A 12,955-nucleotide genomic window follows, 5' to 3' on the forward strand; every position below is an offset into this window, starting at 1 on the left:
CTTTGGCGGAAAGAGGGATTACCACTTAACAGAGAACACCCGGCGCAGGTCTTCAATTGCCTCTTCGCCCAGCGGTGCAGGCTTGGGATTGCTCATCATCCAAAGCTTGGCCGTTTCCTCAAGCTCTTCCAGCGCAAAGCTGGCTTTCGACACAGAGCTTTCCCAAACGACAGGGCCCAACCGCTCCAGCATCACGCCTCGCACAGTGTTGGCTAATTGCGCCACTTGCACAGCCACATCTGGAGAGCCGGGACGCTGATAAGCGATCAATGGGATGTGACCAACCTTCATGACTTGGTAAGGCGTCAAGGGTGGAAGGATATCGTCGTTGTTCCAGACCCCTGCAAGTGTCAGCGCTACGAGCGAGGTCGAATGGGTGTGAACCACGCCGTTCACTTCAGGGTTGCGGTCATACACTTGGCGATGCAATTCCAGGGTCTTGGACGGTTTGCTGCCCGAGACCCAAGTGCCGTCCTTGCTGACTTTTGCGATCTCTTGCGGCTTCAATCTTCCCAGGCAGGCGTCGGTGGGGGTGATCAACCAGCCATCTTCCAAACGTGCGCTGATGTTGCCTGCACTGCCCACGGTATAACCGCGGTCATAGAGACTTTTTCCGACAATGCAGATTTCTTCGCGTAGTTGCTCTTCGGTACTCAACGTGTGCTCTCCTCGAATAGTTATGTGGGGCCAGTGTTGAGGCCTGAAAGTGAAGGGGTAATTTCGGCGGACTCCGATCGCAGTTTCAGGATCGGCGATTTGTGAGCAAAAGAGCCGCTCAAGTGCTGCTTCATCAAATGTGCGGCTTCCAGGTTATTGCCCTGTTCCACCAGTTCGATCATCCGAATGTGTTCGGCACATTGCTTGTAGAGTCGCTTGCGGTCGATCATTGAGCGGTATTCGATCAGCCGCCGCATGTTGTTCATCTGCACCAAAATCATGTGATACAGCGGGTTACCAGACAGCTTGATGAACTCCTCGTGGAAGCGGATACCATTTTTTAGGAGAACATCCGCCGGCAGGCTATCAATGCCGCCGTTGAGCAGGTCCTGCTGCTCTTTTTTCAAGCGTTGCAGCTTGCCCAAATCGTGCAGATAAGTCGGCTCCAACAGTGCCGCGGGCTCGATCAGCGAGCGCACCTTGTAGATTTGTTCAAGGGTTTCGGGTGTCTTCGCCACATCCAGAAAACGCCAGCCATAACCAGGCTTCGGCTCAGCCCATCCGACTTTGGCGGCGCGATTGAGAATATCGATGACCTGGGCTTTGGTCAGGTCATAGCGAGTGCGAAGAAACTGCTCCGTCACTTCCCCCGGGATTGCGTTGTTCAACCAGTCTTCCGAGAGTCGGTAGTATTCATCCGGCTCTTCAAGAGGAAGCACCTCATCTTGGATCTGCGAAGGATCCTGCACTGACTCCAATACGAAGAACCCGCGATTGGGCAGTTGCTCAAGAACGGTTTGCTCCGAGAGCAAGACCAGTGCTTCGCGCGCCGGAGAACGAGAGACGCTGAATTCGTCGGCGACTTTTTGTGCGCTCAAGTGAGCGCCCAGCGATAGCTCTCCGGTCTGGATTTTCTGCCGGATCTCGGCAGCGATTCGTTGTACGAGCGCGCTTGAGGCCATATTTGTGTTCACTTACGCAATGGGGTGGCGACAAACACAAACCGGTTGAACCGGAATGTGGGATCAAATGAGGCATTGCTTGATTCGATCAGGTTTTGTCGCGCATGACTACTTTTTAACGTGGCATTATGCAAAAAATTGCACGGCTGCCACCGTTACATCTTGAAGTGTTGAACCATGGAATTCAGCTCATGGGCCAGCAACCCGAGGGATTGAGACGCACGGGTGGTTTGTTGTGAGCCTGTGGCTGATTGAACAGACAGGTCCCGGATGTTTAGCAAGTTCTGGTCGACCGAACGCGCAACATGGGCTTGTTCCTCAGTCGCCGTCGTGATCATCAAATTTCGTTGGTTGATGTCGTCGTTGGCGGCCACGATTTCTGCCAAAGCACTTTGGGTGGACTGGGCCAAAGAGAGTGTGAGGCGGGTGTTTTCACTGCTGCTGAGCATGGTCGACACGGCAGTGTCCGTGCCGCTCTGGATCCCGCTGATCATTTCTTCAATTTCTCGCGTTGACTGCGCGGTACGGTGAGCGAGCGCACGGACTTCATCGGCGACCACGGCGAAGCCCCGTCCCGCATCACCCGCCCGCGCTGCTTCAATGGCAGCGTTCAGCGCCAACAGATTGGTTTGCTCGGCTATCGTGCGAATCACGTCCAGAACCTTGCCGATGCCTTGTGCCTGATCCGCCAGACCTTCCACTTGTTTTGAGCTGAGTTGCACGTCTCGGGTGAGTGTTTCGATGGCCCCGAGGGTTTCTACCATGCGCTGCTGGCCACGTAGTGCAATGTCCCTGGAAGCCAGTGACAACTCTGAAGTCGACAGCGCATTACGGGCCACCTCCTCAATGGCCGCTGTCATCTCATTGACCGCCGTGGCTGCCTGTTCGATCTCTGCATGTTGCTGATGGATATCCTGGCCTGACGTCTCTGCAGCGGTGTTCAGTTGAGCGGTGGCGCAGGTCAGCTGCTTCGAGGATCCGGAGATTTGACTCAGGGTTTTGATCAGGTTGTTCTGCATGGTCGCCAGGGATTCGAGCAGGCGAGTGGCTTCATCATTACCGGTCGGTTGGATGGGTTTACTTAAATCCCCCTCGGCAATTGTTCTGGCCGCTCTTACGGCTTCATTCAGCGGTGCAGTGATGCTACGGGTCAGTAGCCACGCCACCAGAATAGTGCCGATGCCTACCATGATAATGACCAGCACCACGCCTCTGACAGCTCGTTGATAGGCATCGATTGATTGATTGCCCGCGGCCTCTGCCCCTTGGTTCGAGCGATCAATCAGGTCATCGAAGTTCTTGGTCATCTGGTCGTACGAGTCTCTGATGGTCATCAAAAACTCCCTTGCGCCGGACTTATCGCCTAGCCGAGATAGCTTGAGTAAGTCGAGGTGATTCTTTGCATACACCTCAAGGCTGGCGTTAAACGCGCTCAAGCGGCCTCTGTCTTCATCGCTGGTCAGCAACTGAGCATAGGTTTGCATTTGCTCCCGGACTTGCTGCAACCGCCCGGCGGTTTTGTCCTCGTAGGACTGCATGTCTTTTTCGCTGACCGAAAGAATGTGCTGCATCGATCCCATCCGATAGCGATTCAGTGCGGCATTCGCGGCACCCAACGCACGGACTCGCTGAAGCCAGTTGTCCTTGATTTGGATCGATTGATCTTGCACCTCGTCAATCTGCCGCAGTGCGAATACCCCCAGGGCGACGCTCAGCGCAGCAATGATGAAGAACCCGAGAACCATTCGACTGGCGATTGAGAGGTGTCTTGGCAGCATGAGCATTGTCCCTTTGGCAGGATCCGGGTCTTGGCCGGATGCGTGTATTTGTGCTGACTAAAATAGCATTGCATTTTGGTGTGTCAATGTGCCAATATTTTTTAGGCGATTTTTCTAGGCGGCTCACCTTGAAGATTTGCGTGTAAGGCAGGAGCTATGAGGTTTAAAGGATTTAATCGAGCCGAGGTTGTTAGCGCGACCGATCAGATTGCTTTGCTCTGATTGGTTATTTACACGCTAATAGCCATAAATAGAATCCAGATTTCCTTTGCATTCAATAATAAAACCCTGTTCGAGGAAGCATCTGTCATGCAGCGCAGAACCAAGATCGTGGCCACGTTAGGGCCAGCAACAGAATCATTCGAAGCCATCGAGGGATTGGTGAAAGCGGGCGTAGATGTCGTGCGTCTGAATTTTTCCCACGGCAAGGCCGAGGATCACATCGCCCGTGCCAGATTGGTTCGTGAGTTGGCTGCCAAGCACGGTCGCTTCGTGGCGGTACTGGCAGATTTGCAAGGTCCGAAAATTCGCATTGCGCGGTTTGCTGAAGGAAAAGTGATCCTCGAAAAGGGTCAGCAGTTCGTTCTCGACGCTTCTCTGGACAAGAATGCGGGGAACAAGCAGCGAGTCGGTATTGACTACGAAGCGCTGATTACCGATAGCCGCCCAGACGACATTCTGCTGCTCGATGATGGACGAATTGAGCTTAAGGTCTTGAAGGTCGAGGCCACGCAACTGATCTGCGAAGTTCTGGTCAGCGGGCCGCTTTCGAACAACAAAGGCATCAACCGTAAAGGTGGCGGGTTGTCTGCATCGGCGCTGACCGAAAAGGACTTCGCCGATATCAAGACTGCCGCAGAAATGCAGGTGGATTACCTCGCCGTGTCGTTCCCGCGCGATGCGTCGGACATGCAGTTGGCTCGTCGGCTGCTGCATGAAGCAGGAGGGCAGGCAGGTCTGATCGCCAAGATTGAGCGGGCAGAAACCGTCAATGACCTACGCATTCTGGATGCGATTATTGAAGCGTCGGAAGGTGTAATGGTCGCTCGTGGCGATCTAGGCGTCGAGATTGGCGACGCAGAATTGGTTGCCGTGCAAAAGCTGATTATCGACCGTGCCCGCACGCTGAATCGCGTAGTCATCACGGCGACGCAGATGATGGAGTCGATGATCACTCAATCGATGCCGACCCGCGCTGAAGTGTTCGACGTGGCCAATGCCGTGCTTGATGGCACCGATGCGGTGATGCTCTCCGCTGAAACTGCAGCCGGTGCCTATCCGATCGAGACGGTTGAGGCCATGCACCGGATCATCATCGGCGCCGAAAAACACCCGCAGTCCCATCGCTCCAAGCATCGTGTCGATCAAGTGTTCCACAAGATCGATGAATCCATTGCCATGTCGGCAATGTATGCAGCGAACCATCTGCATGGCGTCAAAGCCATTATCTGCATGACGGAAAGCGGCGATACCCCCCGTTTGATGTCGCGCATACGCTCACACCTGCCCATTTTTGCATTCTCTCGCAACCTGGCTACTCAGAATCGGGTCACGCTTTTTCGTGGTGTCACCACCATTCCATTCGACAGCGATGATTTCGCCCCAGAGTTGGTGAATGAGAAGGCCGTTGCGGAGCTGACCCAGCGTGGCGTCGTGAAAGCTGGCGATCACGTTCTGATTACCAAAGGCGACTACGCAAACGCCCAAGGCGGCACTAACTCCCTTCGAGTCGTGTGCGTCGGTGAAGCCATTCGCTGAGTGAGGAAGCACTGATGAGTGAGATCAATTCAGCAGACCAGGACTCGACTGAAAGTGAATCGTGGCCAAGAGATTTCGATTTTCGTGAGCAGTACGCGGAGCAGCAGGAATTACTGACGTCGCAGAGCGACGACACGTTAGCTCCGAACCATCCGAAGGGGGAAAACCATGCTTAACAAGAACAGCCAAATACAACAAATCAGCGCTCGGGAAATTCTGGACTCGCGAGGGAACCCGACTGTTGAAGCCGTGGTAACTCTCGTGAATGGAGTGACGGCCACCGCCAGCGTCCCCTCTGGTGCCTCGACCGGTTCACGCGAGGCGCTTGAACTGCGAGACAACGCATCGCGCTACATGGGCAAAGGTGTCATGCGGGCGGTCGAGAATGTAAACAACCCGATCCGCGAGTGCCTGATCGGACTGGATGCATTGAATCAGCGCGAAATCGACAATGTCATGATCGCCCTGGATGGCACGGAAAGTAAGAGCATTCTGGGAGCCAACGCGATTCTTGCCGTTTCGCTGGCGACCGCCAAAGCGGCTGCCAAGGTTCAGAACATTCCCTTATACGAACATTTGGCTGCGCTATACGGCTCGCCGGGCAAGTTCAGCATGCCGGTTCCGATGATGAACATCATCAACGGTGGTGAGCACGCCGATAACAACATTGATATTCAGGAGTTCATGATTCAGCCAGTCGGAGCATCGTCGTTCCGGGAAGGGCTGCGCATGGGCGCCGAGGTGTTCCATTCCTTGAAGAAAGTGTTGTCGGAGCGTGGCCTGAGCACCGCGGTGGGGGATGAAGGTGGTTTTGCTCCTTCCCTGGCCTCCAACGAAGAAGCGCTGGTTGTTATCAAGGAAGCAGTCAGTAGAGCGGGTTACGAGCTGGGAAAAGACATTACCCTGGCACTCGATTGTGCTGCCTCTGAGTTTTACAAGGGCGGTCAATATGTGCTCTCCGGTGAAGATCAGGCATTCAGTTCGGCAGGCTTCGCTGATTACCTGGCGATGCTCTGTGACAAATACCCGATTATTTCTATTGAAGATGGGATGGACGAAAGCGATTGGGACGGCTGGGCAGGCCTGACTCAAAAACTGGGTCACCTGCAATTGGTGGGTGACGACCTGTTCGTGACCAACACCAAAATACTGCGAGAAGGAATTCAGAAAGGAATCGGTAATTCGATCCTGATCAAGTTCAACCAGATCGGAACACTCAGCGAGACGCTGGACGCCATCCGCATGGCGCAAGATGCTGGTTACACCGCAGTCATTTCCCATCGTTCGGGTGAGACCGAGGACACCACCATAGCCGATCTCGCCGTCGCCACCTGCGCGGGGCAGATCAAGACAGGCTCCCTCAGCCGCTCGGATCGTGTAGGTAAATACAACCGTTTGTTGCGCATTGAAGAGGCCTTGCAGGAGCGAGCGCCCTACAACACCGCTGCGCTTTTGAACAGGAAAGCCTGAATCATGCAGACCTCTTCGAACAGAAAAAAGCTGGTGATCGGCAACTGGAAAATGAACGGGAGCAGCACTGCCAATGCGTCATTGCTGCGTAGCGTACTTCCGGTGATTTCGCGTTTTGAAAGCGTTGAAGTAGCAGTCTGCCCGCCGTTTCCCTACCTGACGACGGTCGCTGATTTGCTGGATGATTCAGACGTTTCGCTCGGTGCTCAGAATCTTAGCTCCCAGCTATCAGGCGCTCATACCGGTGAAGTCAGCGCTTCGATGCTCCACGACATCGGCTGCCGCTTCGTGTTGGTCGGACATTCGGAACGTCGGGCACTTTACTCAGAGAACGATGACCTGGTGGCAGAGAAATTTGCTGCTGCGCTTCGCGCTGGGCTCATTCCGGTTTTGTGTGTGGGCGAAACCCTGGCGCAACGTCAGGGCGGCGAAACTGAAGCGATCGTCACCACTCAGTTGAGCGCGGTACTGAAGGCTGTTGGCATTCAGGATCTGGTTAAAGGCGTCATTGCCTACGAGCCTGTCTGGGCAATTGGTACCGGTGAAACGGCGACGCCAGAGCAGGCGCAAGCAGTGCATCGACACATCCGCCAGTGGTTGGCTGACGAAGACCGCGCAGCCGCCGCTGATTGCCGGATTTTGTACGGTGGAAGTGTCAAGGCCGACAACGCCGAGCAACTGTTCAATCAACCCGATATCGACGGCGGCTTGATCGGCGGAGCGTCTCTGGATGCGATGTCTTTCGCGGCCATTTGCAGGGCGGCTGAGGCCAACCCAACGACCGAATCTATCGCGATCTGAATTCTTTTCAATGTGTAGGCGCTGCGTGTCCGTTCACTGTCTACGGGCAGCGCCTGGTGCAGGCACCGAGGTATAAATATGACTTTGAACAATCGACTTGAGGCGTTGTTTCCTAGCGCTGACGAAATTCCTGCCGTTTTCCGTCCAGGACCGGCTATCGAACAGCGCGACTATCTCGTCAATGGCGAGTTGCGGTTGTGGGACGGTCCATTAGCTCCGGTCCGTAGCCCTGTGTGCCTGAAGAAAGAGTCGGGATATGAGTCAGTCATTTTGGGCAGTACACCGCTTTTGGATGCACAGACTGCCATGACCGCATTGGATGCTGCGGTGCAAGCATATGATCGTGGTCAGGGCGCGTGGCCGACCATGCGTGTCGTCGAGCGTATTCGTCACGTGGAGGCATTCCTCAAGCGTATGCGCCAACAACGTGAAGCCGTGGTGAAGTTGTTGATGTGGGAGATCGGCAAGAACCTGAAGGACTCGGAGAAAGAGTTCGATCGCACTTGTGATTACATCGTCGACACCATCAATGCCCTGAAGGAACTGGATCGTCGTTCAAGCCGTTTCGAGCTTGAGCAAGACACCTTGGGACAGATTCGCCGCGTTCCCTTGGGTGTGACTCTGTGCATGGGGCCTTACAACTATCCCCTGAACGAGACGTTCACTACGTTGATCCCGGCTTTGATCATGGGCAATACCGTGGTGTTCAAACCCGCCAAGTTCGGTGTTTTGCTGATCCGGCCTCTGCTCGAAGCGTTCCGTGACAGCTTTCCGGCTGGGGTCATCAACATCATCTACGGCAGTGGCCGAGAAACTGTCAGCGCTTTGATGGCCAGCGGCAAGATCGATGTCTTCGCGTTCATCGGTACCAACAAGGCTGCCAGTGATCTAAAAAAGCTGCACCCCAAGCCGCACCGCCTGCGTGCAGCACTTGGCCTGGATGCGAAAAACCCAGGCATCGTCCTGCCTGATGTCGATTTGGATAACGCCGTTTCAGAGGCCGTTACCGGTTCACTGTCTTTCAATGGCCAACGATGCACGGCGCTGAAAATTCTTTTTGTGCATGAAAACGTCGTTGATGCCTTCCTCGATAAGTTTCAGTCGAAGCTTGCCCAGCTGAAACCGGGCATGCCTTGGGAGGCAGGGGTTGCTTTAACGCCACTGCCAGAGCCAGGTAAGACTGATTTCCTCACCGGTCTTGTGGCCGATGCTGTCAGCAAAGGCGCCAAAGTCGTCAATGCGGGTGGCGGTCAAGTCTGCGAAACATTCTTCTATCCAGCCTTGTTGTACCCAGTGACATCTGACATGCGCGTGTACCACGAGGAGCAGTTCGGCCCGGTGGTGCCAGTGGTGGTTTACCGCGATCTGGAGACAGTCATCAACTATGTCCTCGAATCAGATTTCGGCCAGCAACTGAGCATCTTCGGTAACAACTCCGCGCAGGTTGGGCGATTGGTCGATGCGTTTGCCAACCAAGTTGGACGTATCAACATCAACGCGCAATGCCAGCGCGGTCCGGACAGCTTTCCCTTCAACGGGCGCAAAAACTCTGCCGAAGGCACACTGTCGGTTGACGACGCCTTGCGGGTGTTCTCCATCCGGACGTTGGTCGCCACCAAATTCCAGGAGAGCAATAAAGAGCTGGTCAGCGACATCATCCGTCATCGTGAGTCGAGTTTCTTGACCACCGACTACATCTTCTAGGGGGAAAGATGACTACGCGCTCTTTGATTATTCTCGACGGTGTCGGCATTCGTCAGGCAACTGACTCGAACGCTTTTGCAGCGGCCAGAAAGCCTACATTCGATGCGCTGCTTGCGCGCTTTGCGAACAGCCAGATCGAAACATCAGGTTTGGCGGTTGGGCTCCCTCAAGGTCAGATGGGGAATTCCGAAGTAGGCCATATGAACCTGGGAGCAGGCAGGGTGGTTTACCAAAGCCTGACCCGGATTGATAAGGCGCTCGCGGATGGAGAGTTCGCACACAACCCAGCGTTGCTGGAACTGCTCCAGGGGGTGAAGTCCCGCGATGGCGCTGTGCATGTCATGGGCCTGCTTTCTCCCGGTGGTGTTCATAGCCACATCGATCAGATTGTCGCGGCATGCGGGTGTCTGGTTGAGCAGGGGATCGAGAAGATCTACGTGCATGGCTTTCTCGATGGTCGGGATACTCCGCCCAAGAGCGCGCAGGCATCGCTTGAGGCCTTGGAGCGTGAATTTGCTCGACTGGGCGCCGGCCGGATCGTCTCGCTGGTTGGTCGTTACTATGCGATGGATCGCGACAACCGCTGGCCGCGGATTGAAGCCGCTTACCGTCTGATTGTTTCAGCAAAGGCTGAGCGTCACGCGACAACGGCTTGTGAGGCTTTGTCCGCTGCTTACGAATGCGGGGAGTCGGATGAGTTCGTCAAGCCGACAACGATTGGCCAGCCCGTCAGTTTTGGCGCCGATGACGCTATGATCTTCATGAACTTCCGTCCTGATCGAGCACGGGAATTGACCCGGGCATTTATCGGGCCTGACTTCGACGCGTTTGAGCGGCCATTTGTGTTGCCCAAGGATCGGCTGCTGACATTGACCCGATATTCCGAAGCGCTGGACTGCCCGTGTGCGTTCGGTCCCGAGGCCATCAGCAACAGCTTGGGCGAGCATCTGGCGATGCTTGGAAAGAGGCAATTACGTATTGCCGAGACCGAAAAATACGCCCATGTAACGTTCTTCTTCAACGGTGGCAGAGAGCTGCCTTTCGAGGGAGAGGAGCGGATCCTGATTCCTTCACCGGACGTTGCTTCCTACGATCTCCAGCCTGAGATGAGTGCACCGCTCTTGACGGATCATCTGGTCAACGCCATCGCCGGCGGCACATTCGATCTGATCGTTTGCAACTATGCCAATGGTGACATGGTGGGCCACACCGGGTCTTTTGACGCTGCTGTAAAGGCCGTAGAAGTGCTTGATGACTGTCTGCGCCGGGTGGTTGAAGCGACGCTCGCCGCAGGTGGCGAATGCCTGATTACAGCCGACCATGGCAACGTCGAACAAATGCTCGACGTCGAGTCTGGTCAGGCACACACGGCTCACACCTTGAACCCTGTGCCCCTGATTCTGGTGAGTGAACTGCACGGTCGCGCGGGGCTGAAGAATGGTCGGCTGTGCGATATCGCTCCGACTTTATTGCAGATGTTGAATTTGTCTATTCCATCAGAAATGGATGGCAAATCGCTTCTTACCGTCTGATTGGCTGACAGGTGCCATCAGTGCATCGCCGCACCGACGATTGGTTTGGTCGCCCCCGTCGAGGCGATGCGGCTTACCACGACTCGCTCATTTGAGCATGCAGGCATTACCAATATTGGTAGTGCCTTTTTTTCTGATCAATCGAGAGTTTTGACGTTATGGAATGGTTTCTCAATCCGGAAATCTGGATCGCATTTTTTACCCTGACGGTGTTGGAAATTGTCTTGGGTATCGACAACATCATCATGATTTCGATTCTGGTCAGCCGCATGCCGAAAGCCATGCAGCCGCAAACGCGTTTCTTCGGATTGGCGCTGGCCATGGTCACTCGCATTCTTCTGCTGCTTTCCATCACCTGGATCATGCGGCTGACGGCAAATCTCTTTCAGGTTTTCGATCAAGGGATTTCGGGCCGTGATCTGATTCTGTTTTTCGGTGGATTGTTTCTGTTATGGAAAAGCAGCAGCGAGATCTTTCAAGAACTTGAAGGTGGAGAAGAGGGGGAGTCTGAGTTTGGTAAAAAAGGCGCTGGCTTTTTGAGCACCATTATTCAGATCGCGATCATCGATATCGTATTTTCTCTGGATTCGGTCATCACTGCTGTGGGGATGGTCTCCCATGTGCCGGTGATGGTCGCGGCCATTGTGGTCGCTGTGCTGATCATGATGCTTGCGGCTGGAGCGATCAGTGCGTTTATCGACAAGCACCCGAGCTTGAAAATGCTTGCCCTGGCGTTCTTGATTGTCGTGGGCGTTGTGCTCATCGCGGACGCCATGGGGCAACACGTGCCTAAAGGGTATGTCTACTTTGCCATGGCTTTTACGCTGGCGGTGGAGGCATTGAATATTCGGTTCAGAACGCTAAAGGCCGCATAAAATCGTGACAACGGGGCAAGGACGCCTCACTTCAGTGAGCCATTTCCAAGCCATCAATTCATGGATTGGCAGCACCGTTGGTGGGATCTCCTTCAGAGAGCATCAGCTTGAGACATTCACGCTCTTCAGTTCCAGGTAGCACACCAGAAGTTGTTGCCTCCATCACAGTGATGCCTTCTGCATTCATTATCCTGACTTCGGCTTTAGCATGGCCGCGTTCATCGATGTCCGCGATGAGCCAGTGGCAGGTGATCTGCTCTCCCGCGTAAACCGGTCGCTTGAACACGAAATTCATCCCGGTTGCCAGCCAACCGATTTGCCCGCCAATCTCGGTCACTAGACTGGCTGTTAGTAGTCCATGGGCAATGGGTGCCTTGAACTTATGCCGCTGGGCATAGCGTGCGTCGCAATGGACCGGGCTGTAGTCGCGGGAAACCTGCGCGAAATGACGAATATCGTCATCTGAGAAACAGCGGGCAATTGTGAACCGATCACCGACCTGGAGGCCTTCGGCGGCACGTTGCCTCAGACTCTTCATTAAGGCTCCCTGGATTGATGAGGGTGGACGGTTAAAACGTATGTTCAGGGCTTGGAAATGTCCCTTCACCGACTTCGCGTGCAAAGTCGCTCGCTGCCGTGTGAAGTACCGAACGAAGGTCGGCGTACTGTTTGACGAAGCGTGGTAGGCGACCGGTGCGCAGCCCTGCCATGTCCTGCCACACCAGCACTTGGGCATCGCATTGGTTACCCGCGCCAATCCCGACGGTAGGAATTGAAACGGCTTCAGTGATTGCTCGCCCCACATCCCCCGGCACCATCTCAATCAAAATAGCGAATGCGCCTGCTGCTTCAAATGCCTTGGCACTGTCTATCAGACGCTGTGCATCATCGCCCCGGCCCTGGACGCGGTAGCCACCCAGTTGATGTTCCATCTGAGGTGTGAAGCCAATGTGTGCCATGACCGGTATGCCTGAGCTAACAAGCTTCTCGACCTGAGGCAGCATTTCGATGCCGCCTTCGAGCTTGACCGCCTGCGCACCGGCCTCTTTCATGAATCGCACGGCCGTGTGGAAGCATTGCTCCGCCGATGCTTGATAAGAGCCGAAAGGCAGGTCGGCAATCACCAGTGCCCGCCGTGTCGAACGGCTGACGGCGCGAACCAGAGAAATCAGTTCGTCTACGGTAACGGATAACGTGGAGTCATTGCCGTAGACATTGTTGGACGCGGAGTCGCCCACCAGCAGGACGGGTATTCCGGCTTCTTCGAAAATTGCGGCGCTGTACATGTCATACGCGGTAAGCATTGCCCATTTCTGGCCTTCAATTTTCATCTGCTTCAGATGCGGGATTCGGACTCGTGTCGTCGGTTTGGTGTTTCCATACGGGGAAGGCTGATCGCTCATGAGGTTGTCTCGCTA

Annotated in this window: 12 protein-coding genes and 1 pseudogene; 7 read left to right on the forward strand and 6 right to left on the reverse strand. The window is 54.8% G+C overall.

All coding sequences use genetic code 11. The features are described 5' to 3' along the window. Positions 1-18 precede the first annotated feature (18 nt). The 4 genes and pseudogenes from otnC to J2W17_RS31150 all read right to left on the reverse strand — a co-directional run. Positions 19-657 carry a 3-oxo-tetronate 4-phosphate decarboxylase gene (gene otnC, locus J2W17_RS18260; RefSeq protein ID WP_307337031.1) on the reverse strand — a complete coding sequence of 213 codons (639 nt, stop codon included), beginning with the start codon at positions 655-657 and terminating at the stop codon, positions 19-21. Positions 658-677: 20 nt separating this feature from the next. Continuing rightward, a complete protein-coding gene (locus tag J2W17_RS18265) occupies positions 678-1,619 on the reverse strand; it encodes a GntR family transcriptional regulator (RefSeq protein WP_307337035.1) in 942 nt (313 codons plus the stop codon). 155 nt (positions 1,620-1,774) lie between these two features. Then, positions 1,775-2,638, reverse strand: coding sequence for a methyl-accepting chemotaxis protein (locus J2W17_RS31145; RefSeq protein ID WP_373459998.1), 864 nt, complete (start codon positions 2,636-2,638; stop codon positions 1,775-1,777). Then, positions 2,636-3,403, reverse strand: a pseudogene (locus J2W17_RS31150) (MCP four helix bundle domain-containing protein); the annotation flags it as partial. The gene J2W17_RS31145 and the pseudogene J2W17_RS31150, both read right to left, overlap by 3 nt. 303 nt (positions 3,404-3,706) lie before the next feature. Here J2W17_RS31150 and pyk point away from each other — a divergent pair. The 7 genes from pyk to J2W17_RS18305 all read left to right on the forward strand — a co-directional run bounded on the left by pyk (position 3,707) and on the right by J2W17_RS18305 (position 11,537). Beyond that, complete coding sequence (pyk, locus tag J2W17_RS18275; RefSeq protein WP_307337041.1) at positions 3,707-5,155, forward strand: pyruvate kinase; 1,449 nt, start codon at positions 3,707-3,709, stop codon at positions 5,153-5,155. A gap of 14 nt (positions 5,156-5,169) precedes the next feature. After that, entirely contained in the window at positions 5,170-5,331 is a 162-nt protein-coding gene (locus tag J2W17_RS18280; protein WP_307337043.1) for a hypothetical protein, read from the forward strand. After that, positions 5,324-6,625 (forward strand): phosphopyruvate hydratase, encoded by a 1,302-nt coding sequence (gene eno / locus J2W17_RS18285; RefSeq protein ID WP_307337046.1) that lies wholly within the window; start codon positions 5,324-5,326, stop codon positions 6,623-6,625. The genes J2W17_RS18280 and eno overlap by 8 nt, the downstream gene beginning before the upstream one ends. Positions 6,626-6,628: 3 nt before the next feature. Beyond that, positions 6,629-7,426, forward strand: coding sequence for a triose-phosphate isomerase (tpiA, locus tag J2W17_RS18290; RefSeq protein ID WP_307337049.1), 798 nt, complete (start codon positions 6,629-6,631; stop codon positions 7,424-7,426). Between the two features lie 78 nt (positions 7,427-7,504). Then, positions 7,505-9,130 (forward strand): NADP-dependent glyceraldehyde-3-phosphate dehydrogenase, encoded by a 1,626-nt coding sequence (locus tag J2W17_RS18295; protein WP_307337052.1) that lies wholly within the window; start codon positions 7,505-7,507, stop codon positions 9,128-9,130. Positions 9,131-9,138: 8 nt separating this feature from the next. Continuing rightward, positions 9,139-10,662, forward strand: coding sequence for a 2,3-bisphosphoglycerate-independent phosphoglycerate mutase (gene gpmI, locus J2W17_RS18300; RefSeq protein ID WP_307337056.1), 1,524 nt, complete (start codon positions 9,139-9,141; stop codon positions 10,660-10,662). A gap of 158 nt (positions 10,663-10,820) precedes the next feature. Continuing rightward, positions 10,821-11,537, forward strand: coding sequence for a TerC family protein (locus J2W17_RS18305; RefSeq protein ID WP_307337059.1), 717 nt, complete (start codon positions 10,821-10,823; stop codon positions 11,535-11,537). A gap of 58 nt (positions 11,538-11,595) precedes the next feature. Here the strand turns inward: J2W17_RS18305 and J2W17_RS18310 are convergent, their stop codons facing one another. Together J2W17_RS18310 and panB are read right to left on the reverse strand one after the other, a co-directional pair. Next, positions 11,596-12,075: a MaoC family dehydratase gene (locus J2W17_RS18310; RefSeq protein WP_307337062.1), complete on the reverse strand. Its 480-nt coding sequence runs from the start codon at positions 12,073-12,075 to the stop codon at positions 11,596-11,598. A gap of 31 nt (positions 12,076-12,106) precedes the next feature. Continuing rightward, on the reverse strand, positions 12,107-12,940 hold the full coding sequence (panB, locus tag J2W17_RS18315) for a 3-methyl-2-oxobutanoate hydroxymethyltransferase (protein ID WP_307337065.1): 834 nt from the start codon (positions 12,938-12,940) through the stop codon (positions 12,107-12,109). Between the last annotated feature and the right edge of the window lie 15 nt (positions 12,941-12,955).

The sequence above is a fragment of the Pseudomonas lini genome (genome assembly GCF_030812475.1).
Taxonomy (GTDB): domain Bacteria; phylum Pseudomonadota; class Gammaproteobacteria; order Pseudomonadales; family Pseudomonadaceae; genus Aquipseudomonas; species Aquipseudomonas lini_A.

Coding starts and splice junctions, on each gene's coding strand:
- pyk (WP_307337041.1), top strand. CDS start 3,707: ATGCAGCGCAGAACCAAGATCGTGGCCACGTTAGGGCCAGCAACAGAA.
- panB (WP_307337065.1), bottom strand. CDS start 12,940: ATGAGCGATCAGCCTTCCCCGTATGGAAACACCAAACCGACGACACGA.
- J2W17_RS18295 (WP_307337052.1), top strand. CDS start 7,505: ATGACTTTGAACAATCGACTTGAGGCGTTGTTTCCTAGCGCTGACGAA.
- J2W17_RS31145 (WP_373459998.1), bottom strand. CDS start 2,638: ATGCAGAACAACCTGATCAAAACCCTGAGTCAAATCTCCGGATCCTCG.
- J2W17_RS18305 (WP_307337059.1), top strand. CDS start 10,821: ATGGAATGGTTTCTCAATCCGGAAATCTGGATCGCATTTTTTACCCTG.
- J2W17_RS18265 (WP_307337035.1), bottom strand. CDS start 1,619: ATGGCCTCAAGCGCGCTCGTACAACGAATCGCTGCCGAGATCCGGCAG.
- J2W17_RS18280 (WP_307337043.1), top strand. CDS start 5,170: ATGAGTGAGATCAATTCAGCAGACCAGGACTCGACTGAAAGTGAATCG.
- J2W17_RS18310 (WP_307337062.1), bottom strand. CDS start 12,075: ATGAAGAGTCTGAGGCAACGTGCCGCCGAAGGCCTCCAGGTCGGTGAT.
- eno (WP_307337046.1), top strand. CDS start 5,324: ATGCTTAACAAGAACAGCCAAATACAACAAATCAGCGCTCGGGAAATT.
- gpmI (WP_307337056.1), top strand. CDS start 9,139: ATGACTACGCGCTCTTTGATTATTCTCGACGGTGTCGGCATTCGTCAG.
- tpiA (WP_307337049.1), top strand. CDS start 6,629: ATGCAGACCTCTTCGAACAGAAAAAAGCTGGTGATCGGCAACTGGAAA.